Raw genomic sequence first — 24681 nt, 5'->3', positions numbered from 1 at the left:
AATCTTACGACGATTGCTCTTATGAAGAATCTCTATTGCCGCGGATAAACACGGATTAACTCGGATAGTTTCTTCGACAGGATCACAGGATTGACGGGATTGTAAAAAAAAGTTCTTTCTCGTTCCAGAGTGAACGAGATACAAATCTTGCTGAGTTACTGAACTGCTTAAATCCTGAACTGCTGAAATCCTGAATTGCTGAAATCCTGAATTGCTGAAATCCTGATAAACTTAAATCAATTTCTCCAGCACACCCGTTTCTCTATTCACCAAATTCATGGCAACGCCAGCTTCTTTAAGAAGTTCCTGAGCCAGTTTGTCTTCGTAAGGTTCGGCTATATATACAGTTCTTATCTCAGCATTTATCAATATTTTGGAGCAGATAACGCAAGGCTGGTTTGTGCAATACAGCACAGCTCCCTTGATGGAAGCTCCATTTACAGCAGCCTGGATCACAGCATTTTGTTCAGCATGAACACCACGGCAAAGTTCGTGTCTTTCTGCCGAAGGAACATTCATTTTAGCTCGCAAACAGCCGGTTTGAGCACAATGTCGCACGTGCTTGGGTGAGCCATTATATCCTGTTGATACTATTTGATTTTCCAGAACAACGATCGCTCCTACTTTACGGCGCAGGCAGGTAGATCTGCTAGAAGCCAGAAACGCCATTTCCATAAAATATTGATGCCAGCTTGGTCGTTTGTTTTCCATTATTTTTTCTCCTTTTCTTCTTTCACGATCTCAGCTTGAGATTTACGCAGATAATAAGGCTGCAGGTCGGAAATGAACTCAAAATCGTATTTGGGTATTTCCTTAAGCTGCAGTGCCATACTTATCAATGTGGAAGCTTGTGGAATATTCTGGTGGGGAAGAGCAGTTACAAACTCAATCTTGCTTTCCTTCAATTCTCTGGAATATTTTTGAATGCCGTCTCCCAGAATAAATACAGGCTGATCGATCAGATTCAGAAATTCAATCGGTTTGGCATTTTGTGGAATTATCAATTCCTTAAAATCTTTCGAATATAATGCTGCATAAACTTCATTCATTTTGGCATCGATAAAAGGTAGAACAGCTAAACGTGAGCCAAAAGCATTGTAGGCCAGAAGTTCCAAAGTATTTACAGGAAAAAGTGGAATTTGTTTTCCCATGCAAAGTCCTTTTGCAGTTGCCAGTCCGATCCGCAATCCTGTAAAAGAACCGGGACCGTTTGCCACAGCTATCAGATCTATCTCATCCAATGTGATCTTGCATTGTTTCAGCCCAAAATCTATTTGCGGCATCAGTCTTTCGGAATGAGTGATCTTGATATCCAGGTAGCTGCTGAAGGAAATCACCTCATCTTTGCAGATCGCGATGCTGCCAGATGAACTTGTAGTGCAAATTGCTAAAATATTCAACCTATTCTCCAAATATTTTTGAATTCAAGATTCGGATGAATCTCACAAAGTCAAGTAAAAGGGAAAAAGATATTTTATCCCTTCCAAAAATTTCCACAAAATTTCTGTTGCCTTCCAGGAACATTTTTACAGATTTGTCAGCAAATGGAGATTAGATGAAAAAGCCGATCCAGAGCAGGATAGAATATATTTTATTCATGTGTTTGTATTACACGGTCAAGCACTTTCCGCTTTCTGTCATCAAGAACGTAGCAGCAAATTTGATGCAGTTTGGCGGCATGGTTTTGGGTATTCGAAAGAAAACGGCAGAGCAGAATCTACAGCTTGTTTTTCCTGAAATGAACCTGCAGGAACGTAACAGAATTCTAAAGAAAATGTATCGGGAAATGGGCAGGAATGCTGCCGAAATTTATTTTGCCGATTTCGAAAAATTGTACGATGATGTTATTTTGGAAGGTTGGGAGAACCTGGAAGCTGCAATTACGCTGAATAAAGGCGTTATCTTGGCTTCTGCTCATACAGGTAATTGGGAATTGGCAGGAAGATACATTCATACCAAACACAAACTTTCGGTGATCTACAAAAAATTACGAAATCGTTATTTAAATGATTTCACCTACTCTCTGCGTAAAGACGATGGTCTGGTGCTGATCGAACTGAAAACTGCTCTCAGACAGATCCTCAAGCTTTTGAAAGAAAAATATATTGTAACTATCATGATTGACCAGAATGCCAGAAAGAATGGCGTTCTTACCAATTTTATGGGGCATCCTGCTTCCACTTTTGTGGGAACAGCCAAGATCGCCATCAAAACCCAAACTCCCATCGTTCCTGCCCTTGCTCTACGAACAGAGAATGATAAACATAAATTCATCTTTGAATCGATGATCTTACCGAAGGGTTACAAGAATACAACAGCAGATGTTATTGCTCTTACAGAAAAGGTTTCTCAGCAGCTGGAAAAATATATTCTGAAATATCCGGAACAATGGTTTTGGGTGCATCGACGCTGGCGCGGACATAAAAGAGCTAAAAAGGCTTGATAATTTATAATTTCAGTTAACTCAGCAATTATATTTTCGGGGATTGCTGAAGTTAAAATCGTTCAAAAAAAGGTTTACAAGAAAGGCTTTTCGGCAAGTTTTGCCAAAAGGAGTTTATGTTGAAAAAAGTATTTGTAATACTGATCCTGACTGTTGTTTCGTTTTTGGTCGCTATCGAATTTCGACCAGCAGGTGGAATGGAAGTAAATCCCGGAATGCGAGATTCACTGGTTTATTATCATCAGAACACGGTCGATCAACTTTGGTATGGCGCATCCAGCTGGGCTGTCCGCTTCGATTTTGAAACTTATCTGGGAGCAATTCCAGGTCAGCAATTTGCAGCAGAAGGCGCACTTATTTATCTTCCCGGCAGCCAGAGTTCCGATCCGTTGAGTGTAAAAGTTGCTCGTGATTCTCTGTATCAACCAGATGCTGTTTACGATTCGATAATGGTGCAGCCAAATCAGTTAAACCTGGGAGCCTGGAACAATATTGAATTTAATGATACGATAATTGATTCGAAAATGTGGTTGATTGTAGATTATCCCACAAATTCTACAGATCAATTTATTGCAGCTTCGGAAGGAGATGGACTAACAAGCTATTTCTACACTAATGATTATTACTATTCCATGAATTCTTTTAATTATCAGAGTGAATTCCTGTTTTGCCTGTACGGACATTTTATAACCGATGGCACGGATCTGGATGTTTTGGATTTTACTTTTGAAGGTGATATTACAAGTGCAGCACAAATATTTCCCAAACTTACAATTCGCAATGCATCCAATTCTACAGCTCAAGATGCATATCTGGTTTTTTCGATGTCCTCTCCCGAAAACGAAATATTCGTGCAGGAATTAACAACCGGCTTAGTTCGAGATACTATTTTCGTAGATAATATTTCAGCCGGAAGCATAGTAACTTACGATTTTACAGACAGTCTATATTTTGGATTGTTACACTCTGCATCGCAATATGAAGCTTCTGCTTACATAGGTTGTGCATCAGACAGTTTAAATCAGAATAATTCCCTGGATTTGGAATTCGATACTTTTTATCATTCCATGCCGGTAACAATCGTAGAAAATTGCGTGCAGTTAAATAGTAATAACAGCACAAATGTGATGACAGTTCAGCAGGATGTCATCGATCCTGAAACAACAGAAGTGATAAATTATTTTCCTTCTGCTGGTAATGTTCCATTTTATTGCATAGATTCTTTCAATCGCTACAATTCATATTCTTTTGTCGGATTGCCGGGAACTGTGCTCAATGGCAGTCGGCAAATTCCGGGTTATATTTCTTCTAGTTATATCACAGATTTTACAGATCTATATGATGATGCGATGAATGACAGTACATTTGTTTCATCTTTCAATGTGAGTGGAAAATATGATAATGCTGGATTTGCTGAAATTAAAGTGGAAGCGGCGAATTCTGAAACCAGGGTTTTCACAAATTTCCTGGATGATTGTTCCATTTACACGATGATAGTGGAAGACGTTATTGACAATGCCAGTTTACCTTCTGGTTTCACGATTCCGATCCTGCGTTATATTCCAACCCAATTCGAAAATATTACTTTGGCAGCAGATACAAGCTTCGTAGATTCGGTAGATTTTGATTATAACCTGGATTTTACAACCATTAATGGCGATATGACCAATTGTAGAGCTGTTGCAATTCTTCAGAATGATGAAACCAAGCAGATCTACGCCTACAATGCGATAGATTTTGATGATTTTCAATTGGTCGATATCCAGGAAAACGAGATCGATCCAATTGCCGTAAATATGAGGATATTTCCCAATCCGTACTTGTTCAACGGAAATTTGCATATTAATTTCAACATGAGCGAAAATGCAGAAGATGTGGAATTGAAGATCTATAATATTAGAGGTCAACTTGTGCGGAAAATGGCGCAGGATATTTCCAATACTAATAACAGCTTTATCTGGAATGGAAAGGATGAAAATAGTAAACAGGTTTCCAGCGGAGTTTATCTGCTGAAACTCTCTGCCAGAAGCGGAAACGAAAAAATAGTTAAACATAAAAAATGCCTTCTTTTAAAGAAATAACAAATGAAAAGAAAACAGATATTTGACAGGAATTTTGTAGAAGTAACTGGTTGTATTCACAATCATTCCATTTATTCTTATGATGGTTTAATCAGCATGGCACGCATCATTCGAGAAGCCAAACTTCGCGATCTGGATTATGTTACCATCAACGATCATAACACGAAAGCTGCCGCCGAAGATGAACATGTGTTAAAAGAAAAAGATCTGGTCGTTATCGTGGGAATGGAAGTTAACGATCCTAACAAAGATCATCATTACCTGGTTTTCAATTCCGATGAAGTGCTGAAAGGCAAGGAAGTACAAGAATACGTCGAGTTCTATAAAAATAGTGGAGCGATCGGATTTGCAGCTCATCCCATTGAAAGAAGGATCTGTTCCCGGTTCCGAAAATATGAATGGCTTCAAAAAGATGTAGATGGCTTTGACGGCATCGAGATCTGGAATTATCTTTCGGAATGGATCGGAAAAATGAAACCAAAATTGAACGGCCTTTTCTTGGTGCTATTTCCTGCAATGTTCGTAAGAAAACCATTTCGGGAAGTCTTGAATTGGTGGGATCAATTGAACGCAGCAGGTAAAAAAAAATCTGCTATCGGCAGTGTGGATGCTCATACCGAAAGAATGAAGAAATTCGGGATTAATTTCAAATTCCTGCGTCATCGCACGCTTTACAATGCTATTCGCACCAATGTTTTCCTTGAAAGTGGAAAAGAGATCAATAAGGCCAATATTTTAACTGCTCTGCAAAAAGGTAATAGCTATATAATCAATTACAAAATGGGGAATCCCTATAATTTTTTCGCTGGAATTTCCAATCGGGAAACTAATGCAATCCTGGGTGAAGAAATCAAGTTCCGAAAAGGGTTGAAATATTATTTTAGAATTCCCAAAATAGCAAAAGTAACTCTTTTCCAAAATGGAGAAAAAGTAGAATACAAACGAGACGAAAATGGTAGCTTTGAAATTACCAAGCCAGGAAATTACCGTTTGGAAATTACCCGTTTTGGTCGTGGTTGGATTTATACAAATAACATTTATGTAATAGATTAAACTGGAGATAAATTATGGAAAAAATTACAGTTAGTGAATTGAAAGATCATTTGAACAAAGAAATTATCAGCGACTTTCTGGTAACTCAGAAGAACCTGCGGGAAGGCAGTAAAGATTTTTATATAAGATTGCAGCTTTCCGATAAAACAGGCTCTGTTCCTGGAAATGTGTGGAATAATGCAAAAACGTTAGCACAGAAATTTGAAGAAGGTGATGTTCTGCGCATCAAAGGTGTTATCATCAGCTACAAAACACAAATCCAGATTACAGTTAACAAAATTCAGAAGCTTTATGAAGAAGAATACAATCTGGCAGATTTTATGGAAACAACTGCCAAAGATGTGAACAAACTTTCCGATAAATTATTTAATTTTATCGATAACATCAAACAGCCAAATTTGAAAGAATTGCTATTAAATATTTTTGAAGATAAAGAATTTTATACCAAATTTGCTCAAGCTCCGGCAGCTAAAACCTGGCATCACAACTACATCGGAGGTCTTCTGGAACACACAATTTCCATAGCTGCGATCTGTGATTTCGTATCGCACATGTACGATGTGGATAAAGATCTACTGATTACCGGAGCCCTTCTGCATGACATCGGCAAAGTGTTTGAATATAAAATTGCCAATACTATCGATTTTTCTGTGCAGGGACGTTTGATCGGGCATATTCCACTGGGTGATCAATTCATTTGTGAAAGAGCAGCCAGATTGAACAACTTCCCGGAAAATATTTTAATGAAATTGCGTCATCTGATCTTGGCACATCATGGCGAATATGAAAAAGCTTCAGCCCGTTTACCACAAACCATTGAAGCCATTGTTATGCATCATGCCGACAATCTGGACGCACAAACGGTGGGAGTTCTGCAATTAACAAATAAGATTTCGGAAGATGGTGCTGAATGGTCGGAATTTGATCGCTTGAATATGCGATATTATTACATCAAATAGGAAGATCTGTTAATGTTCCAAACCAGTGTTCTGGCCAGCGGCAGCAAAGGAAATGCAGTTTTCATTCGAACTGAGAATACAGCATTCCTTGTGGATGCCGGATTGAGCGGAAAAAAGATTATTGCTCTTCTGGAAAGCATCGATGTAGATCCAGCGGAATTGAAAGGTATCATTATCAGCCATGAACACAGTGATCATATCAGCGGTGCAGGAATTTTGTGCAGAAAGCTGAATATTCCACTTTATTCTTCTGAACTTACCTTTTCTACCTGTTGTCATCGGGTCGGTAAATTACCGGCAGGAACAAAGTATTTTAGAGTTGGAGAAAAGTTTGAGATCGATGATGTAGTTATTCGTCCCTTTCCCAGTTCTCATGATGTGATCGACGGTTCGAATTTTATCTTTAAACAAATGGAAAATAATAATAAACTGGCAGTTGCCACCGATGTTGGCTATTCCAGTAATTTGATGCTGCACAATTTGAAGAATTCTTCTACAATTATCTTGGAAAGCAATCATGATGTTCAAATGCTTCTTACAGGACCCTATCCTCCGCATCTAAAACAGAGAATAAAAAGCAGACAAGGACATTTGAGCAATGAACAGGCAGTTGGTGTAATGACTCAAATACTGCATCCCAAGCTGAAAAACCTGGTTTTAGCTCATCTCAGTGAAAAAAATAATTTGCCAGATTTGGCACACAAAATAATGAGCGATTTCTTAAAAGAAGTGAAACACGAATTAAATTTGCTGGTTTCATCGCAATATGAAGCCACAGATTTAATAGATGTGTAAATTTATTTAATGTAGGTTTTATGATAGAAGGTATGATATTTATGTCGCTGGGTTTGGCAGCAATTCTGCTGATCATCGGCTTTGTTATTCTAATCAAAAGTGCAGACCTGCTGGTGAACGGAGCTTCTTCGCTGGCCAAGAAACTTTCAATTTCGGAAATTGCTATTGGTCTCACCATCGTTGCATTTGGAACGTCAGCTCCAGAACTTATCGTTAACATTCTTTCCAGCACCGGTGGTCATAATGAAATGTGTTTTGGCAATGTGATGGGAAGTAACATTTTCAACACTCTGATGGTTTTGGGAGTAGCAGGCATCATTCATCCGATTGCAGTTCAACGTAATACTATAAAAAAAGAAATTCCCATGGTTTTTGTCGGAACTGTTTTTGTATTTGCCCTGGCCAATAATTTTGGTTTTGCCGGAAATCTTCTTTCTCGTTTGGATGGTCTGTTCCTGGTAATAAGCTTGGTACTATTCTTCTTTTATGTGGTTGGAATATCAAAAGATAGCGTTATAGACTCTATCAATATTTACGATTATACTATACCGAAATCTGTATTATTTGTTTCGATTGGAATTCTTGGCTTGTTCTTCGGCGGAAATATGGTAGTAAAAAATGCTGTTTTTGTCGCTGAACTTATAAATGTAAGTGAGAAATTTATTGGTATCACGATAGTTGCCTTAGGAACTTCTTTGCCGGAATTGGTAACTTCCATCGTGGCTGTACGCAAAAAAAGATATGGGCTGGCAGTAGGAAATGTTATTGGTTCAAATCTTTTCAATATTTTCATGGTTTTGGGAATTACATCTCTCATCGATCCGATAGAATTTCCCACAGTATTGAATATAGATTTTATCTTTCTGATTTTAATAACTCTTATATTATTTATAACGATGTTCACAGGAAAACGACGACAATTAGATCGCTGGGAAGCCTTGATGTTTATAGCTTTGTATGCCGGTTATATGGTTTTTCTTCTTTATCGAAAGTAAGTGGTGGAAAAGATGGATTTCTGGACAGAAATTTACAGTTATTTCAAACAAACGCAACTTGTTCATCTGGCTAGTGTGGATGGCAATAAACCTCGCTTGCGACCTGTAACACTAATTTATTTTAAACAGAAATTCTGGTTTGCAACAGGAAGTAATGATGCAAAAGTAAAACAGATTTATAATAATAACAACATAGAATTTTGCTTAAATTTGAAAGGTGAGAAAAGTTCCGGTTATATACGCGGATCAGGAAATGCTCATATTGTAAAAAACATAAAAGACAAGATACTTATCGCTGATAATATAGAATTCATCAAGCATTTCTGGCAGGATCCTGCCGATCCGGATTTTGTTTTATTCAACATAGAATTACAGGAAATTGAATATTTGCCGATCGGGCAAATGCTGGCTGCCAGAAAGAAAGTTGAACAAGTTTAAGAACTATTTTTTCGATAGGTGATTTATGCAGAATGTCTTGATCGCATTAGGTTTGACGATATTTGCCGGTCTTGCTACCGGAATTGGTAGTGCCATAGCATTTTTCTCCAAGAAAACAAATTATAGATTTCTTTCCATCTCTACCGGATTCTCTGCTGGAGTTATGTTGTATGTTTCTTTTGTGGAGATCTTTTATAAAGGAGTAGATTCTTTAACAGAAGCTTTTGGAGATTATTGGGGACATTGGGTAAATGCAGCTGCTTTTTTTGGTGGAATTTTACTCATTGGTCTTATCGATAATCTAATTCCGTCAGCCGAAAATCCTCATGAGATTCATACCAGAGAAGAAACAAAACCTTTGGGAGACCCTGATGCTCCAATGCCGGATTTTGATGAAATTGCAGCGCATCCCAAAGCAGCAGAACCTGGTGCTCATGATCATCGTGTGACCGATAAAAAACTGTTGAGAATGGGCTTGTTCACTGCATTAGCTATTGGAATTCACAACTTTCCGGAAGGTCTTGCCACTTTTCTTTCTGCTCTGCAGGATCCGGGATTAGGAATTGCCATTGCAATTGCTATTGCTTTGCATAATATTCCAGAAGGAATCAGTGTATCGGTGCCGATATTTTATGCTACCGGAAGCAGAAAAAAAGCTTTCTTTTTATCTTTTCTCAGTGGAATTTCCGAACCGATCGGAGCAATAATTGGTTATCTTGGAATTCGCCTTTTTCTTGGTTCAGAAACAACGGCAATTCCACCTCAGATAATGGGAATTCTGTTTGCCGGAGTTGCAGGCATCATGGTTTATATCAGTTTGGATGAACTTCTTCCCACAAGCAGAGCTTATGGAAAAGGTCATGACAGTTTGCTTGGATTATTTGCTGGAATGATTGTTATGGCTCTAAGTTTACTCTTGATGAAGTAATTTATTCAACTGCAAAACTTGGTAAAGTAATACTGTTTATTACTCCCGCGATTACATTTTTTTTGCTTATGCGGGAATACAATCCGCTGAATTTTCCATTATAGCAAAATAAACCCAAAGTTGTTTTATAAGGTTTGAATACAAATTTATCTTTTTCCAAATCTGGGATTTCCTGTTTAGTGAAATTGCAGAATTCCTGAACAAGAAACTCATCATTATTTTCAGAATCAGTCAGTAGTTTAATCCACTGCTTATGAGTACAATCTAATCCGCAAACAACATCTCTACCACCATAAAGATCTTTTGGTTTGATGAGATAACAATCTTTTCTGGAAAGAATTTCCTGCTGAGGAGCATCATTTATTCTCCAGGTTTTGGGAATGTGTTTATCGATAAAATTGTGTTCTTCTTCATTTAGAAATGCAGTCTTTGCGGGATCAGTAAGAATGGAAAAGAAAATCTTATTGTGCATTATCTGAGAACGAAAAGGACCAACCACACAAACTGCTTTATCTTTGTAAGCTTTTATGAAATCGGTAACTTCGGGCAGTCTTCTTTCCATTTCCTGATTTACAGCTCTGCGATAAACCAGATCGATGCGTGTTTGCCTGTAATATAATTTTCCATTTTTGTACTTCATTTCTCTTGGATCGCAGATAACTGTTGTAAATCCATTTTCTTCAAAAACCTGTTTGAAAATATCAAATTCTTCGACCGAACCCAGACCCAGAAAATCAGCGATAGCAATATTTGGTTTTTGCTTACCACCAAATTCTTGATAAATCTGCAAAAGCTGATCCAGCCAGGATATGAAAAGCTCGTGATATTCAATTTTATATTTTGTTTTCAATTTTGTAATGATCTTCGACTCAAGAAATATTTTTTCCAAAGTGTTGGCTTCGTTCATAGCGGAAGTGCCATCACCATTCAGTTCACAGAACTTGAAATCTTCATCGAAAAAGATATCAAAACGAGCAACTGGAGCTGCTGTTTTGTAACCGGAATCGCTCAATATCAATTCTTCCATTTCTCTGGAAAAACTAAAATATTTACGGAAATCAGGATTCATCAAATATTCTTCTGTACACTTTTGAATTATGCTCATCATAGTTTTACAAATGGATTTGAATTGCTGAAGGTCTTGTGATGAGAAAAACATTGGCTGGTAGCGGAAATTTATGATCTTTCCTTTATATTTCGCATTGGATTGTTGAAGTTTTCGAGTGATCTCAAATAAATCTTTTTTACAGATTTCTGGATTTTCGATAACAAAGTTTTTGTAATCTTCAAATATCTGTCGATGCAAGTTGTCCTCCGATCTGTTCCAATTCTCTGGGAATTATTTCTTTTGATGCCATCTGCTTGATCATGGTCTGGTATTTCCCATCAGGAATGTTTTTCATGATTTGCTGCATGTGATGAATGATTGTTTTGCCATTATATTCAGCGTTTATGCCTTTCTTAATGATCTTCTGTTTTGCCATATTAATTTCATCGAGATTTATTTTCTCCAATAAATCTTCAACCATTTCGAAGTTGTCATCATCATTGAAAATGAAGTCGATCAGTTCAACGAAAGCAAAATTAAGCGGGTAGGGAAGTGAATCTGTCATGCGAAGTTCGATATAATTTCTAGCACGAACGTCAGGAAAGCACATTGAGAAAATATGATTCAATTGTTCATAGATATTTTTAGTAAGATCGAAGTTTATGAAAAAAGGATCATCGGAAGTAATTGATCCATTTTCATTCTGAATTATTATTGGAACCAAATTCAAAATGTATTCTGCATATTTTTGATAACCGAAATCGTCATAAAAAACAGATGGAACAATTCCACAACGCTGGTTATCGCAACAATTCCAGATCAAAGTTCTAAGGCAGAAATCCTTATATGGTTTTCCTTCGAAAATAGCGGTATTATCGAAAACAGCACTGAAAATCGGGGTCAATCTACAGGCTAAGCGCATTTTCCTGATAAAATCTTCTTCATCTCTAAAATCTATTGCAACCTGAATAGAAGCTGTTCCTTTCATCATATTATGAGCATATTTACCAGTTTTACCCAGGTATTCCGACATGTATTTATATCGCTTTTTGGGAATGAACTTGATGTCATCTATTCTGCTAATTGGCAGATAACCGGAAGAAAAAGGAATTTGATTTTTAGATTGTAATATTGGCAACAGTAATTCCATGAATTCCAAATAATTAGCTTCCATGATCTCAAAACTTTTCTGTGGATTCAAAGAAATTTCCCATTGTGCCCCAGGTTCCAATGTGATAGCAAGATATTCATTGTGAACACCGATGATATGATCATCTTCCAAATCTGCTGTAAATCCATTATTTGTAAGTGTTTTTAAAAGTTCTTCAATGCCGTGTTTTCCGTAATATGAGATACTTTCTTTGGTAAATTTATCGACAATGAGAAACTCCAGTTCTGCTCCGATTAAAAGGGAGTTTTTCTCACTTTGTCTCAGATATTCCGAGATAGCTTGTTTCTGTTTTTCTATCATTTCAGATAACCACATTTTTTTTAATTTTCTATTTTCTAAATAATCTTTTTAAACAGCAGTATTTATCGTCAAACGAAAAATTTTATAGTGTGAACAATCTATACAAATCTTAAATTAATCGAAAGAATTCCTCGCTGCTCTGCATCGGAGTTTTCCAAATTTTATCCCCTGTATGTGTCGTTTTAGCAAAGCATAACGTGACTGGACATCAGCCTTTTCTATAGGGGCGATCCGACAGTTGCTGGCGAGAGGTAAATCCGCAAACAATCTTCATTAATTTGTATAGAGATAACGTTTTATTTTTTTGGTTGGAGTTTTTTCAAATGGTTCAGTTTGTTCGATAACCTGAGATATGCGTGAAAACTGAGAAAGCTGGGAATTTGTCTCTCTCTTTATGTCATTCAATAACTTATTGATTATTTTTTCCATTTTAGATTCATGTTGTGAAGTGCCGTGAATCTCATCTATCATTTCATAGTTAAGATAAATTCTGGCTATTATTTTCTTTTCATGAGAATATACTATCGATTCCAAAACAAATTCATTTTCACTAATTATAGCTTCAATAGATTCTGGATAAATATTCTCACCGCTTGGCCCGATGATCACATTTTTTGAACGACCTTTGATATATAGATAATTATCTTTGGTAAGAATTCCCAGATCTCCAGTATGAAACCAGCCATCATCTGAAAGAACTTCTTTTGTCCGTTCAGGATCTTTATAATATCCTTTCATTACGCTTGGTCCTTTTACCAGGATTTCTCCTTCTCCTGTTTTTGGATTTGGTTTTTCGATCTTTACTTCCAGTCCTGGTAACACAGTTCCTGTAGAACGATATCGAGTTACAGATGGAGAGCATCCAGCAATCAAGGGAGAGGTTTCAGTAAGGCCATAACCAATAGCATAAGGGAATTTTGCATCCCGCATGAATCTTTCTACATCGGGTGCTAAAAGTGCTCCACCAATTCCAAAGAAATGAAGTTTCCCACCAAAGGATTTATATAATTTCCTAGCTGCAGCTTTATGTAACAGAATTCTGAAAAATGGGATTTTGTAAAGCACATTCAAAAGCTTCTTTTGTGTGAAAGTAGGTTGGATTTTGGTTTTAAATATCTTTTCCATGATAAGTGGCACGGTTAACATCATCGTTGGTTTTATTTTTGCCATTGCTGGTAAAAGAACTCTTGCTACAGGAGGTTTATCCAGATAAAAAATGCTGGCTCCGCAACTGAAAGGCAGCAGGAAACCAATTGTACATTCATAAGTATGGGGAAGAGGTAAAATCGAAATAAGTCGATCATGTTCATCTAAATTCTGAATATTAAGAGTATCCAAAATGTTGAAAACTAAATTTTTGTGTGTCAACATCACACCTTTGGAACGGCCTGTTGTTCCCGAAGTATAGATTATTGCTGCAGTGTCATTTTCTCTGACTTGCTGGCTTACGAATCCTGTAAATTTTAAAGCAGATTCTTTCAACTTGGCGAATTCATGGGAACCGCTATTTAGAATCGAGTTAAGTTTTTCTTTTGTTGTTTCAGGAGGGATAATACTGAAATCATCAATAAGGATTCGCATACGATTAGATTTGCTTTCAGGTAACTTTCCATACAACTTTTCCGATACAAAGATCGCTTTTGTTCCGGAATGGCGCAGAATGTGCCGAACTTCATTTTCATGAAAATCGGGTAAGATAGGAACTACTACAGCACCCATGGTTGTTATTGCCAGATATGCAATTCCCCAGTTAGGAGAATTTTCTGCTAAAATGGCAACTCGATCTCCAGTTATAATGCCGTTGTTATGCAGGAATATTTTGATCTCATTTACTTTTTCATATACATCTTTGTATGTGTGAGGATCGCCTTTTACCCAGGAAAATGCAGTACGATGACCAAACAATTTATTACTTCGTTCTAAAACAGCTTTCAATGTGAGTTCTTTTAAATCTTTCATTTTAACCTCTTACAATCAAATGCTTTTTTATTTCAATAACAACATTTTCTTTATTGGTGAGTTTAGAATATTCAATTTGTAATAATAGATTCCACTGGATACCTGCTTGTTATTGTGGTCTTTGCCATTCCAGACGACAGAATAACTCGTTGGTGTGCCACATGCTTTCCCGAGCAAAGACTCGGGACTCAGGATGACAGGCAATGTTTTAACTTTCTGACCTTTCAGATTGTAAATTTCGATTTTCGCATACGAAGACGTTTGCGTTACGTTAAATGTAATTGTAGTTGCTGGATTGAAAGGATTTGGATAATTGGAAAGTGAGATATTGGCAGGAATTATTTCATTCACAGAATTTTGAACTTCAAATCCTTCCACGATTATATTGTCTACAGCCCAGGCTGTGCATGAACTGGCTCCAAAACCAGAAGATTCATAATGAAAGGCAATGTAGATATTTTCATCAATATAAGCAGAAAGATCAACCTGCCCTGAAGACATCCAGGTCTGAGAATTTGCCGAAGGTAAAACAGGATTCAGGTTTTGCCAAATGGCTGTTTGCGGATCTCCAGAACCGTTATAATCGGTGGAAACCATAACTTCCAAACCGGGAATATTGTCGCTATATTTAGTCCAGGAGAAAAATGTAAAATACGGATATGTAAGATCTGACAGATCGATAACTGGAGATATCAACCAGTCATCGGCACCGGCATTACTGCCGTAATTATTCATGTAAACATACCATTCACCATCCGGAACATTATCTGGATGTGAACTGCTGACAATATCGTTGGTTCGTTCCCAACTGTAAGAACTGTAAGCATCGTAAACTGCCCAATTCAATCCGTCTTCAAAACTCTCAGCTAAAATCGTGATCGGGATATTTGAACTTCCAACCAAAATATAACCCAGTTTGGTGGTGCTGGCTTCATCTCCCAGATCGTTTTGAACTGTAAGTGTTACCGAATAAACACCATCTTCCTGATAGATAAATTGTGGATTCTGTTGATTGGAATCTATCGTGCCGTCTCCATCAAAATCCCATTCCCAGATTTCAATTGTAGATGGAGATTGAGATAAATCGGTGAAATCAACTGTAAGCGGAGCATTTCCCTCAGTTGGAAATCCTTCAAAATCAGCAATAGTTGAGCTCCAGATTAAATTGGCAAAATTTGGATCATCAACAAATGGATTGCGGTTACCCTGATAATCTTCGAAGATCACATCGTTTCGATTCTCTTCAAAATCATCGGGAGGATCGATGATGTTCCACTCCAATAAAGTTGAGAGCTTTCCATGCTGGGGATTGGGATAAGTATTTACAGCATCTACAGCTTCCAGGTCAATCTCGCCATTTTCTCCTTCGTAGCGTGTAGCCATGTAAAAGATCATGCGAGCTACATCTCCTTTCACCTCATCACGCGGTTCCCAGCTGTCATCGTCATAATAGCAGCCTGTTGCAATGGAATGCTGGGTTCCACCGTTATCAAAATCTTTGTTTCCACGTGCACTGTTCACATCAGGATCGGCAGGACGGAGATGATGAATATCTGTTCCCGGTCCTATAGTTGTCCCAAAATCTCCGTGCGATTTTGCCCAGACATGTTCACGGTTCCAGGTAGGATAACCAGTATTTGTAACCGACCAACCTGTATAAAGTAAAATTACATTATTCGGATTATCAGGGTCCTTGTCAGTATCTTTGAGTGCATTCCAAGCCGCACTATAACTGACTTCTGTATGTCCATCGATAATATCATTCAAAACAGCTTTCAAATCCTCACCATAAAGGTTTTCAGTTCCATCGTAATAACCAGGTGGAGGATCGGCAAATAAACGCACTGCGGCTAAAAATAATATTAACAAAATTTTATATTTCATATAACTTCCTTTTTCACTTTGAACTTACAAAAAATTGTATAGTTTTCGTGTCAAACGATATTGAGATGTTATTCTGAAAACCTTGCAGTAAACTTGAGCAGATTGACAGAAAAAACAAGAGATTCGAATTTGGTTCCAAGAAAAGAAATAAGAATATAAGAATGGAAGATTTAAGTAAAAAATTTGCATATTTCGAGATTGAACCTGAAGCTGATAAACATCTTGATTTTAATCAGGTTTTTGGAAATTCAAATCCAGTTCATCTGGAAATTGGTAGTGGAAGAGGTGAATTCCTGATACAAAAAGCAAGACAAAATCCAGATGTTAATTATTTAGCGATAGAATTAAAAGAAAAACGCATTAAAACAATTATGCGGAAACTGGATTTTGAAGATCACAAAAACGTAAGAGTGATCAGGCTGTTTGTAGATAGCACCGTAACAGAAATTTTAGCTGAGGAAAGCTTTGAAAAGATCTTTATTATTCATCCAGATCCTTGGCCCAAAAAGCGTCATAATCGACGCAGAATAATTAATCAGGATTTTATCGATGTACTCTGGAAGCTCTTAAAGCCAGATGGAATTGTCAGACTTTCTACTGATCATCCCGATTATGCCATCTGGATCGTCGATCATTTTTCTATTCGCAAGGATTTTGGATCGCTTCATGAAAATGGATTTACAAAAAATGCGCCAGAGGATCATCTGGAAACGTATTTTGAAAAAATGAAAAAAGCTGAGGGCTTTCCACCTTTTTTTATGGAATATAAGAAAGTCAAGATTTTAGATTGACGATTAAAGATTTGAGATTTTAAAAAATATGAAGATAGGGTAGGGGAGAAAACAATGGATAGAGAAAAACTGCAGAAGATTTACGATGAAAATATAAAACATTCCAGTGATTATTACAGTGAGTTTGCCTGTCGTAATGAAGCTGAAAAGCGTTATTTACCTGAACCTCGCTGTCATATGAGAACACCTTATGCTGTTGATCGTGATAGAATTCTGCATAGCGGAGCTTATCGACGTTATCAGGGTAAAACTCAGGTTTTTTCCTTCACGAATATGTTCGATGAAGAAACTTCCAATCGCAGTTTGCACACCACCTATGTTTCACAGATCTCCAGAACTATTTCCAAGATGCTGCGCTTGAATCTGGAACTGACCGAGGCAATTGCTCTGGGCCACGATCTGGGACATTCTCCGTTTGGTCATGATGGTGAAATCGCTCTCAGTAAATGTTGTCAGAAATATAAAATTGGGCAGTTTCATCACAATATACAGAGCCTTCATATTGTAGACCATATCTCGCATCGTGGTAAAGGATTGAATCTGACATTCCAAGTGCGGGACGGCATAATTTCTCACGATGGAGAAGTTCATAATACTGTACTTCATCCTAACAGAAATAAAACTGAAAATGACATAAAATCTTATATTTCCGGTAAGAAACAGGGAAAAAAGGTTAATTGGATGCCGGCAACATTGGAAGCTTGTGTGGTTAGAATTTCTGATACAATTGCTTATATCGGACAGGACATCGAAGATGCGATCAGATTAAATATTTTAAAGCGGGAAGAAATTCCTGTAAATTGCGCTGAGTACCTGGGAAAAACCAACAGCCAGATCATCGATACACTGGTAAAAAGTGTGATCTTGAATAGTTACGACAAAGATCAGGTGGCATTTGATGAAGAAACGTCACATTATCTCTTGAAACTCAAGAAATTCAATTATGCTCGCATTTACACCGATAAAAACGTGAAACATGCCAGAGATATTATCAATCGCAGCATGGACATTCTTTTCGATCAGTATCTGGAAGATATCGAGACAAATGAAACCGATTCCAAGGTTTTTACACAATTCCTGAATCGTAAAAATGAGAATTATATGAAATCGTTCAATAATGCTGAAAAGGTTCGAGACTTCGTTGCTACAATGACAGATCGCTACTATAACGAAGAAATTAAGAATTATTTATTACCGGGTAGTTTTTATTAGTTTAAAATTTTAAATCTACTTCCTTCAATTTCTCGTCCAAACAGTACCAGCCTTGCCCTGATTGCTTTATCTTCATCAAAACCAAGTTCATTTCCAAAACCAACTATTCGTAAACGTCCATTAGCTAGTTCAACCACTCTAATTTGTCCGTTGTTGGTTACCATTCTTTTTCCATTTCTGGTAAGAGGAAATCCACTGTACTGCATGAATCTGTCACTATCCCAGCTTCCACCACCGCCACCTTGAGTTTCCGGTATTTTGTAATAGGCTATCGCCAGGGACGAAATATTATACATATCTTGAATTATGGCTTCCCGATTGCTGGACTTAATTTTATTATTGAAGATCATAATTCCTGTTGCAACTGATGCTCCCACAATCACAACACTTAATACGATCAATAAAAGTTGTTGAGTGCCCACTTAAATCTCCTGTAAATAAAAGTTAGTTAGAAAATTGTAATATGCTGTCTTCTGCTGTAGCATCCAAAATCAGCAGTGCACTTATACGATTCTCTTCATTTATTCCCAGCTCGTTCCCATAACCAATCACATAATAATTTGATCCAATTCGGATAAGAAAGATCTGACCATTATCAGTATAAATCCAGGTGTTGTCATGTGGGTAGCCTGTAAATTGATAGAATTTTCTTGGATTACTGATAAAATCATCAACTTTTCCACCACCATGAGAAGCAGGTGTACGACGATATGCTAATGCTAAACTTGCAACATTGAACATGTCTTGAACTACAGCTCTGCGATTTGCTTCTTTAGCTCTCTCTTTATACATTGTGATGCCGGTTGCTATCGAAACACCTACGATTACTACCGATAAAATTATCAATAATATCTGCTGAGTTCCCATTTTTTTCTCTCTCTTTTTCCTTTATTAATTAAATTCTGAATCCATTTTATATTGTCAATAATTATTAATGCTAACTGTTTTAGTATTAACAAATTCCAGAATACCGGCTCTTGCCAGTTCTCTGCCAAAGCCGCTTTCTTTTATTCCTCCGAAAGGCAGGCGGGGATCGGATTTTACGAAATCATTTACGAAACAGCAGCCGGCTTCCAGCTTTTTGGCTGCTATTTCTTCACCTTTTTGCTGGTTGGAAGTGAATATTGCAGCTCCCAAACCAAAACTTGTATCATTGGCAATCTGGATTGCTTCTGCTTCATTAACGGCTGTAATGATAACTGCCACAGGGCCAAATATTTCTTCTGAATATGCTAACATTCCTTTTTTTACATCAGTTAAAATTGTAGCAGGATAAAAAGCTCCATTCATTTCTGGAACGTATCCACCCAAAATACATTTTGCACCCTGCTCTATAGATTTTTGTACCTGATGGTGCAGTTCATCACGTAAATCAGTTCGTGCCATCGGCCCGATTTTTGTTCTTGGATCGGTTGGATCTCCAAGTTTCTGCTGGCTCATTTTATTCAGGAATTTGGTTGTGAATTCTTCAACAACTTCTTTTACAACAATGAATCGTTTAGCAGCAATGCAGCTTTGACCGGAGTTTATCAGTTTGCTGGTCAGGCAGAGATCGACAGCATTATCGATATCAGCATCTGCCAGAATTATGTATGGATCGCTGCCGCCCAGTTCCAGAACACATTTCTTAAGGACTTTGCCTGCTGTTTCTGCTACAGATTTTCCGGCTGGAGTGCTGCCGGTAAGTGTGACAGCTTTCACGATTGGATTCTCAATTACAGCTTTTGTTTCTGTACTTCCAATTAGAAGAGTTTGAAAAACAGCTTCCGGAAAACCTGCTTCTAAAAATATCTTCTCGATCTGTAAAGCACAACCTGGAACATTGGAAGCATGTTTAAGCAAACCTGCATTTCCTGCCATCAAATTGGGAGCGGCAAATCGAAAAACCTGCCAAAAAGGAAAATTCCAGGGCATTATGGCCAGAATAACGCCAAAAGGTTGATAGGTAATAAAACTCTTATCTGCATCAGTAATGATCGGCTCATCCTGCAGAAACTTTTCAGCATTTTCGGCATAATAATCGCAAACCCAGGCGCATTTTTCTGATTCGGCTTTACCACTGGAAATCAGCTTTCCCATTTCTATAGTCATCAATTCAGCATATTCCTGTGATCTTTTTCTTAGGATTTCAGCTGCGTTTCGCATCAATTTTGCTCGATAAGAAAATTCCGTTTTCTTCCAATCCAGGAAAGCTTTTTGGGCTTTTTCCAATTTCAGTTGAACTATTTCAGAACTGTCATTATTATATTCTTTTACAAACTGATTATCAGCTGGATTTATTACTCTCAATTTTACCTCCTACTTTGCGTTGGATCAAAATTCCAGTAACGATAAAAATCAAACCGATGATGGTCGAAAATAAAATTTCTTCTTTTATAAAAATATTCAGAAAAATTAACGCCAGAAATGGTGTAAGATATATCAAATTATTAACTTGTGCAGTGGTTTGAGATAGCTTTAGAGCTTTTACCCAGATCACAAATGTAATTCCCATTTCAAATAACCCGATATAGATTGCTCCTAAAATACCAATAAAATCTGGAAATTTGGCTTGAAAAAGAAATACGATCAGAACAAATAGAAATCCAAAAGTAAAACTGAGGAAAAGTTTCAATGTTTCATCACGTTTGTCACGAACGTTTATCAAAAAGAAAAGTGCCCAGATAATTGAACTGGACAAAGCCAGAAAAACTCCCAGCGGGTTCACCATATCCATTGTAGCAAATCGTCCTTTGGTAGAGATTATTATTACCCCGCAGAAACTGATGAAAATTGCCAGAATACTGGCAGGTTTTATCTTCTGTCCCAATATTGGAATTGATAGAAGTACGATCATCAGCGGCCATACGAAATTTAGTGGTTGTGCCATCTGGCCTGGCAGAAGTGTGTAAGCTTTGAATAAAATAACATAATAGAAAAAAGGATTAAGAAATCCTAAGATTGCAGAATGCAGAAAATCTTTATTGGAAAATTGCTTGAATTGATTCAGTTTTTTTTGAAAAATCAGGATTAGAAATAATGCTAAACTTGCTGTAAAAGAAGAATATAAAAGCATTTCAATCGTGTTCAAATATCGCAGTGTCAGCTTGAATGCAGAAGGTGCAGTAGACCAGAAAAGCACAGCAAAAGAAGCAAAAATGTAGGCTTTATTTTGATTTGTCATGTTCACTAATATTTTCAGAATCTGGCAGGCTGTAAGGCTCCGCATGAATTGTTGCTTCGATATTCATTTCTACTCGTAATAGATTTTCAATTTCATCCATTACCGTATGAACTTCTTTTAATGCCAGATCGGGATTCATTTCGATATGAAAGGTAACTTCTCTGTGATCGCCATAATAATGCACGTGCAGATGATGCAGATAAACTGGTTGTGCTATTTTATTTCTTATCAATTCAACTATCTCACAAATCAAATCATCAGAAGGTTCTTCACCAATTAAATGACTAATTGAATTTTTTAATACATCATAAGCAGCATAGAAAAGCAGGAATGCCATTAATATTCCCAAAATACCATCGATCCACCAGAAATACTTTCCCAAAATAATTCCTATTAAAATTATTATAGATGAAATCGCATCGGATCGATGATGCCAGCCATCCGCAATAAGAAGGTAGGAATTATGTTTCTTTCCCATTCGAATCGCAAATTGAGCCATTCCTTCTTTTGCCAATATTGAAACTATTGTAGCGATGTAGGCAAATAGTCCAAACTGAGCGGAATGGACACTTTTCAATCTTTCAATCGATTCTACCAGAAAATTTACGCCGATCACTGCTAAAATTGTACCTACGATCACAGAAAAAATTATCTCTGCTCTACCGTGGCCAAAAGGATGTTTTTCATCCGCAGGTTTACTGGATATTTTGAACCCGATAATAAGTAAGAACGAAGAAAATGAATCGGAAAGTGTGTGCCAGGCATCGGCGATAATAGCTATCGAAGCTGATTTTATTCCCGCCCATAGTTTAACTGCAAACAACAGAATATTTATTATTACTGAAATGATCGCCTGTAGATAACCGATTTGTGTTTTTGCATTTTTCATAAAATCAAATTTTTTTATTTCAACTCAAAGTTCGATGTTTAAAAGTGGAACTTGCATTTCTGCTGGCGTAATGCCTGCATGATGAGCTTTAAACTCTTTGTCCCACTTTCCATTTTGTTGATAAATTCCACGCAAAGCTTTGGTAGACTTGGCAATGAATAAATAATCTCCTACAAAATCATCGATCTTGGCATGTTCGATTCCCATTCCCAAAAGTTTGGAATTAAGGAATTCTTCTCGAGATAATATCCAGAAATGATCTTCATATTTTTCTGCAGCTTTCAAAAACTGATTCATCCGATGTTTTTTTACAAAGAAGCTTAAAAACCTTGGTTCGGGGAAAGCTGGCAAGATCACGCTCTGGAATAGCTCTTCATCTTCATTTAAATAGAAATATTCATCGATATCGATAAGTCCGTGATCTGCGGTTATCAAAATCGATGTGCTGGTTCCTTTTAATTTTTCACAGAGTATCTTCAGTTCTAAGAATGTTTTATTCAAAAATTCTTCCACTTCCTGCGAAAAAACACCATGATGATGTTCCAGATGATCGGGGCTGGATGAATAGGAATAAATAAATTTCTGTAAGTTTGGATGCTGAATTATCGTATTGTAGATCAAGTCGTAACGATCTTCACTATTTTGAGGGCTCATCACCGTTGTATTTGCTGCAACTTTATTCACATTAAAACTGCTCTGTAAGCCACTTTCGGTAATTTGATAAAGCATCAGTTCAGGCCGTTTCTTGCGGAGTATGGAAAAAATACTCTCTGCTCCGACCATGTCATAAACATTATACTTATTAGAATTTTGAGTTTTGGTGGAAATAGAATCCCAGTTGGGTAGATAATCGATATTTTTGGCAAATTCTTTGAAGAACAAAGTCCAGCCGATCGCTCCGTGTTCAATTGGAGCACGACCGCTGGTGATACTGGAAATTGCAGCACTTGTGGTGGGTGGAAATACAGATGTAAGTTTATCCACAAAATGATCCTTTAAAAAAGTTTTCTCAGCAAATTTACTGTAAAGATTCATGCCAAAACCATCTAAAATAAAAAGTATAACATTCTGTTTTTTTGAAAGATTCAAATTCTGTTTTAGAACTGGATGAAAAGGCTTAACATCATAATTTTCCAATATTGAAGAAATAAGGTTCAATATACTATTTTCGTAATTGGGCAGCATTATTCCATTGTTTACATTCATATAATATTATTTCCTGTTTATTTATAGATTTTATTTCCTTTCTGAACAGAATCCACGTAAAATACTTCTACTGAACCCCTTCCTGAATCATTACGGCTTAAACTGGATATCCAGGAAACATTTTGATGACCTTTTTTACCATTAACATTAACCAGATAACCTTCCATTTTCACAATATCATATTTACTCAGAAACAAAATTGCTTTGCGAATATTATCATTTGCTGGAATTATGTGATTATTGGAGGTGTGAGTTCTGATGTATTCACCTGTCATCGGAATATCGGCTGCTACTCGAAAAGAATAATGGCGAACAGCCTGTTTAATTCCAAGATTTTCCACACTTATCATTTTGGCAGCATCACCCCAGCCGAAAACAATGTCCCACGGAGAAATCTCCGATTGCCATCCTCGAACATAACGCCGTTTGGATAAAATTCTGGCAGAAATCGAATAACGAGCCATTGGAGATATCATCAAGTCCAGCAGTCCAGTTTTGTAAGCAATAGATTTGGGGCGGAAAAGCGCAGATTGCCTGGGTGTTTTATTAGCGTTTATCTGTTCTTCACTGTTCTCAGTAATTTCCGGTTTGTTGTAATAATAATACAAACCTGCCAGGACTGCAAAAATCAGCAAAATTATCAGCAATGGACGCCACATAAAGAATCCTTAGAATATTATTAATTCGAATACAAAAAACGTTTGATGCTGCGTTTTGGTGTTTTTTCAAATTCTTCGGGATAGATCTCTATCCTATTGATAGCCATATAGGCAGGAAAGTATTTATTCATCAGAATCCGATTTTCTTCCATTTTTTTATTCAATTCATGTTCATCGATCTTTTCGGAATCGACCGCTTCCATATCGGGATAGACCAGCGCAACCAGTTTTCCGTCTTTTTCGATGACGATAGATTCCTGGACAAAGGGCAGATTATTCAATCTGGCTTCCAGTTCTTCTGGATAGATATTCTTGCCGGAAGCACCCAGAATCATACTTTTGCTGCGTCCTTTGATAAATACATTGTTTTCATTGTCCAGAATTCCCAGATCACCGGTATGCAGCCAGCCTTCTTCATCAATTGCTGCAGCTGTTGCTTCCTTGTTTTTGTAATATCCATTCATCACATTTTCACCACGAACCAGTATCTCACCTACTTCATTTTGTGGATCGTTGGAATCGATACGGGCTTCCATATTATCTACTACTTTTCCGCAGGAAGATCTTTTAAAATTTTTCCAGCTCACATAACTGATCAGAGGTCCGCATTCCGTCATGCCATAACCAACAGTATAGCGAAATTTAATATCCCGCAGGAAGGTTTCCACTTCTTTATTCAAAGCTGCTCCACCCAAAACGATCTCGCG

At 37.2% G+C, this 24681-nt stretch carries 24 protein-coding genes; 10 read left to right on the top strand and 14 right to left on the bottom strand.

The window, feature by feature from the left end; genetic code table 11:
- Positions 1–231: 231 nt before the first annotated feature.
- Positions 232–711 carry a cytidine/deoxycytidylate deaminase family protein gene (locus tag K9N40_02250; protein MCF7813284.1) on the bottom strand — a complete coding sequence of 160 codons (480 nt, stop codon included), beginning with the start codon at positions 709–711 and terminating at the stop codon, positions 232–234.
- Complete coding sequence (gene tsaB / locus K9N40_02245) at positions 711–1400, bottom strand: tRNA (adenosine(37)-N6)-threonylcarbamoyltransferase complex dimerization subunit type 1 TsaB (protein ID MCF7813283.1); 690 nt, start codon at positions 1398–1400, stop codon at positions 711–713. Before tsaB ends, K9N40_02250 begins: the two co-directional genes overlap by 1 nt.
- A 155-nt stretch (positions 1401–1555) precedes the next feature.
- On the opposite strand from tsaB, the gene K9N40_02240 reads away from it, so the two are divergent.
- The 8 genes from K9N40_02240 to zupT all read left to right on the top strand — a co-directional run bounded on the left by K9N40_02240 (position 1556) and on the right by zupT (position 9692).
- Complete coding sequence (locus K9N40_02240) at positions 1556–2443, top strand: lysophospholipid acyltransferase family protein (GenBank protein MCF7813282.1); 888 nt, start codon at positions 1556–1558, stop codon at positions 2441–2443.
- A 119-nt stretch (positions 2444–2562) separates the two neighbouring features.
- Positions 2563–4524: a T9SS type A sorting domain-containing protein gene (locus tag K9N40_02235; protein MCF7813281.1), complete on the top strand. Its 1962-nt coding sequence runs from the start codon at positions 2563–2565 to the stop codon at positions 4522–4524.
- Between the two features lie 3 nt (positions 4525–4527).
- Positions 4528–5577 carry a PHP domain-containing protein gene (locus tag K9N40_02230; GenBank protein ID MCF7813280.1) on the top strand — a complete coding sequence of 350 codons (1050 nt, stop codon included), beginning with the start codon at positions 4528–4530 and terminating at the stop codon, positions 5575–5577.
- Positions 5578–5588: 11 nt separating this feature from the next.
- Positions 5589–6536: an HD domain-containing protein gene (locus K9N40_02225; protein MCF7813279.1), complete on the top strand. Its 948-nt coding sequence runs from the start codon at positions 5589–5591 to the stop codon at positions 6534–6536.
- A gap of 12 nt (positions 6537–6548) precedes the next feature.
- Complete coding sequence (locus K9N40_02220; GenBank protein ID MCF7813278.1) at positions 6549–7331, top strand: MBL fold metallo-hydrolase; 783 nt, start codon at positions 6549–6551, stop codon at positions 7329–7331.
- 20 nt (positions 7332–7351) lie between these two features.
- A complete protein-coding gene (locus tag K9N40_02215) occupies positions 7352–8326 on the top strand; it encodes a calcium/sodium antiporter (GenBank protein MCF7813277.1) in 975 nt (324 codons plus the stop codon).
- Positions 8327–8338: 12 nt separating this feature from the next.
- The gene (locus K9N40_02210) at positions 8339–8764 is read left to right on the top strand and encodes a pyridoxamine 5'-phosphate oxidase family protein (protein ID MCF7813276.1); all 426 of its coding nucleotides are present in this window, start codon (positions 8339–8341) and stop codon (positions 8762–8764) included.
- 25 nt (positions 8765–8789) lie between these two features.
- Positions 8790–9692, top strand: a complete 903-nt coding sequence (zupT, locus tag K9N40_02205) for a zinc transporter ZupT (protein MCF7813275.1) — start codon at positions 8790–8792, stop codon at positions 9690–9692.
- Between the two features lies 1 nt (position 9693).
- Here zupT and K9N40_02200 read toward each other — a convergent pair whose 3' ends face one another.
- From K9N40_02200 to K9N40_02185, 4 genes are all read right to left on the bottom strand, one after another.
- Positions 9694–10998, bottom strand: a complete 1305-nt coding sequence (locus K9N40_02200) for a hypothetical protein (GenBank protein ID MCF7813274.1) — start codon at positions 10996–10998, stop codon at positions 9694–9696.
- Positions 10979–12211, bottom strand: coding sequence for a glutamate--cysteine ligase (locus K9N40_02195; GenBank protein MCF7813273.1), 1233 nt, complete (start codon positions 12209–12211; stop codon positions 10979–10981). Before K9N40_02195 ends, K9N40_02200 begins: the two co-directional genes overlap by 20 nt.
- Positions 12212–12484: 273 nt before the next feature.
- Positions 12485–14170, bottom strand: coding sequence for an AMP-binding protein (locus K9N40_02190; GenBank protein ID MCF7813272.1), 1686 nt, complete (start codon positions 14168–14170; stop codon positions 12485–12487).
- Positions 14171–14197: 27 nt separating this feature from the next.
- On the bottom strand, positions 14198–16054 hold the full coding sequence (locus K9N40_02185; GenBank protein MCF7813271.1) for an endonuclease: 1857 nt from the start codon (positions 16052–16054) through the stop codon (positions 14198–14200).
- Between the two features lie 161 nt (positions 16055–16215).
- Between K9N40_02185 and trmB the strand changes: the two genes are divergently transcribed.
- Together trmB and K9N40_02175 are read left to right on the top strand one after the other, a co-directional pair.
- Positions 16216–16845, top strand: a complete 630-nt coding sequence (gene trmB, locus K9N40_02180) for a tRNA (guanosine(46)-N7)-methyltransferase TrmB (GenBank protein MCF7813270.1) — start codon at positions 16216–16218, stop codon at positions 16843–16845.
- A gap of 54 nt (positions 16846–16899) precedes the next feature.
- Positions 16900–18057 (top strand): HD domain-containing protein, encoded by a 1158-nt coding sequence (locus tag K9N40_02175; protein MCF7813269.1) that lies wholly within the window; start codon positions 16900–16902, stop codon positions 18055–18057.
- On the opposite strand, the gene K9N40_02170 is transcribed toward K9N40_02175, so the two are convergent.
- The 8 genes from K9N40_02170 to K9N40_02135 form a co-directional block, all read right to left on the bottom strand.
- The gene (locus tag K9N40_02170; GenBank protein ID MCF7813268.1) at positions 18054–18479 is read right to left on the bottom strand and encodes a hypothetical protein; all 426 of its coding nucleotides are present in this window, start codon (positions 18477–18479) and stop codon (positions 18054–18056) included. The genes K9N40_02175 and K9N40_02170 overlap by 4 nt on opposite strands.
- Positions 18480–18501: 22 nt before the next feature.
- Positions 18502–18924 (bottom strand): hypothetical protein, encoded by a 423-nt coding sequence (locus tag K9N40_02165; protein ID MCF7813267.1) that lies wholly within the window; start codon positions 18922–18924, stop codon positions 18502–18504.
- A gap of 54 nt (positions 18925–18978) precedes the next feature.
- Entirely contained in the window at positions 18979–20346 is a 1368-nt protein-coding gene (locus K9N40_02160) for an NAD-dependent succinate-semialdehyde dehydrogenase (GenBank protein MCF7813266.1), read from the bottom strand.
- Positions 20324–21220, bottom strand: coding sequence for a DMT family transporter (locus K9N40_02155; protein MCF7813265.1), 897 nt, complete (start codon positions 21218–21220; stop codon positions 20324–20326). Before K9N40_02155 ends, K9N40_02160 begins: the two co-directional genes overlap by 23 nt.
- Positions 21204–22109 (bottom strand): cation diffusion facilitator family transporter, encoded by a 906-nt coding sequence (locus tag K9N40_02150; protein ID MCF7813264.1) that lies wholly within the window; start codon positions 22107–22109, stop codon positions 21204–21206. Before K9N40_02150 ends, K9N40_02155 begins: the two co-directional genes overlap by 17 nt.
- Before the next feature lie 24 nt (positions 22110–22133).
- Positions 22134–23315 (bottom strand): alkaline phosphatase family protein, encoded by a 1182-nt coding sequence (locus K9N40_02145; GenBank protein MCF7813263.1) that lies wholly within the window; start codon positions 23313–23315, stop codon positions 22134–22136.
- 17 nt (positions 23316–23332) lie between these two features.
- Positions 23333–23974 carry a hypothetical protein gene (locus K9N40_02140; protein ID MCF7813262.1) on the bottom strand — a complete coding sequence of 214 codons (642 nt, stop codon included), beginning with the start codon at positions 23972–23974 and terminating at the stop codon, positions 23333–23335.
- A 20-nt stretch (positions 23975–23994) separates the two neighbouring features.
- The coding region (locus K9N40_02135; GenBank protein MCF7813261.1) for an AMP-binding protein at positions 23995–24681 on the bottom strand (687 nt) is incomplete at its 5' end.

This window comes from Candidatus Cloacimonadota bacterium (assembly GCA_021734245.1).
Classification (GTDB): Bacteria; Cloacimonadota; Cloacimonadia; order Cloacimonadales; family TCS61; genus B137-G9.
This window is presented reverse-complemented; position numbering and strand designations above follow the sequence as displayed.

Coding starts and splice junctions, on each gene's coding strand:
- K9N40_02250 (MCF7813284.1), bottom strand. CDS start 711: ATGGAAAACAAACGACCAAGCTGGCATCAATATTTTATGGAAATGGCG.
- K9N40_02240 (MCF7813282.1), top strand. CDS start 1,556: ATGAAAAAGCCGATCCAGAGCAGGATAGAATATATTTTATTCATGTGT.
- K9N40_02230 (MCF7813280.1), top strand. CDS start 4,528: ATGAAAAGAAAACAGATATTTGACAGGAATTTTGTAGAAGTAACTGGT.
- K9N40_02220 (MCF7813278.1), top strand. CDS start 6,549: ATGTTCCAAACCAGTGTTCTGGCCAGCGGCAGCAAAGGAAATGCAGTT.
- K9N40_02215 (MCF7813277.1), top strand. CDS start 7,352: ATGATAGAAGGTATGATATTTATGTCGCTGGGTTTGGCAGCAATTCTG.
- K9N40_02210 (MCF7813276.1), top strand. CDS start 8,339: ATGGATTTCTGGACAGAAATTTACAGTTATTTCAAACAAACGCAACTT.
- zupT (MCF7813275.1), top strand. CDS start 8,790: ATGCAGAATGTCTTGATCGCATTAGGTTTGACGATATTTGCCGGTCTT.
- K9N40_02195 (MCF7813273.1), bottom strand. CDS start 12,211: ATGATAGAAAAACAGAAACAAGCTATCTCGGAATATCTGAGACAAAGT.
- K9N40_02190 (MCF7813272.1), bottom strand. CDS start 14,170: ATGAAAGATTTAAAAGAACTCACATTGAAAGCTGTTTTAGAACGAAGT.
- K9N40_02185 (MCF7813271.1), bottom strand. CDS start 16,054: ATGAAATATAAAATTTTGTTAATATTATTTTTAGCCGCAGTGCGTTTA.
- trmB (MCF7813270.1), top strand. CDS start 16,216: ATGGAAGATTTAAGTAAAAAATTTGCATATTTCGAGATTGAACCTGAA.
- K9N40_02175 (MCF7813269.1), top strand. CDS start 16,900: ATGGATAGAGAAAAACTGCAGAAGATTTACGATGAAAATATAAAACAT.
- K9N40_02165 (MCF7813267.1), bottom strand. CDS start 18,924: ATGGGAACTCAGCAGATATTATTGATAATTTTATCGGTAGTAATCGTA.
- K9N40_02155 (MCF7813265.1), bottom strand. CDS start 21,220: ATGACAAATCAAAATAAAGCCTACATTTTTGCTTCTTTTGCTGTGCTT.
- K9N40_02150 (MCF7813264.1), bottom strand. CDS start 22,109: ATGAAAAATGCAAAAACACAAATCGGTTATCTACAGGCGATCATTTCA.
- K9N40_02145 (MCF7813263.1), bottom strand. CDS start 23,315: ATGAATGTAAACAATGGAATAATGCTGCCCAATTACGAAAATAGTATA.
- K9N40_02140 (MCF7813262.1), bottom strand. CDS start 23,974: ATGTGGCGTCCATTGCTGATAATTTTGCTGATTTTTGCAGTCCTGGCA.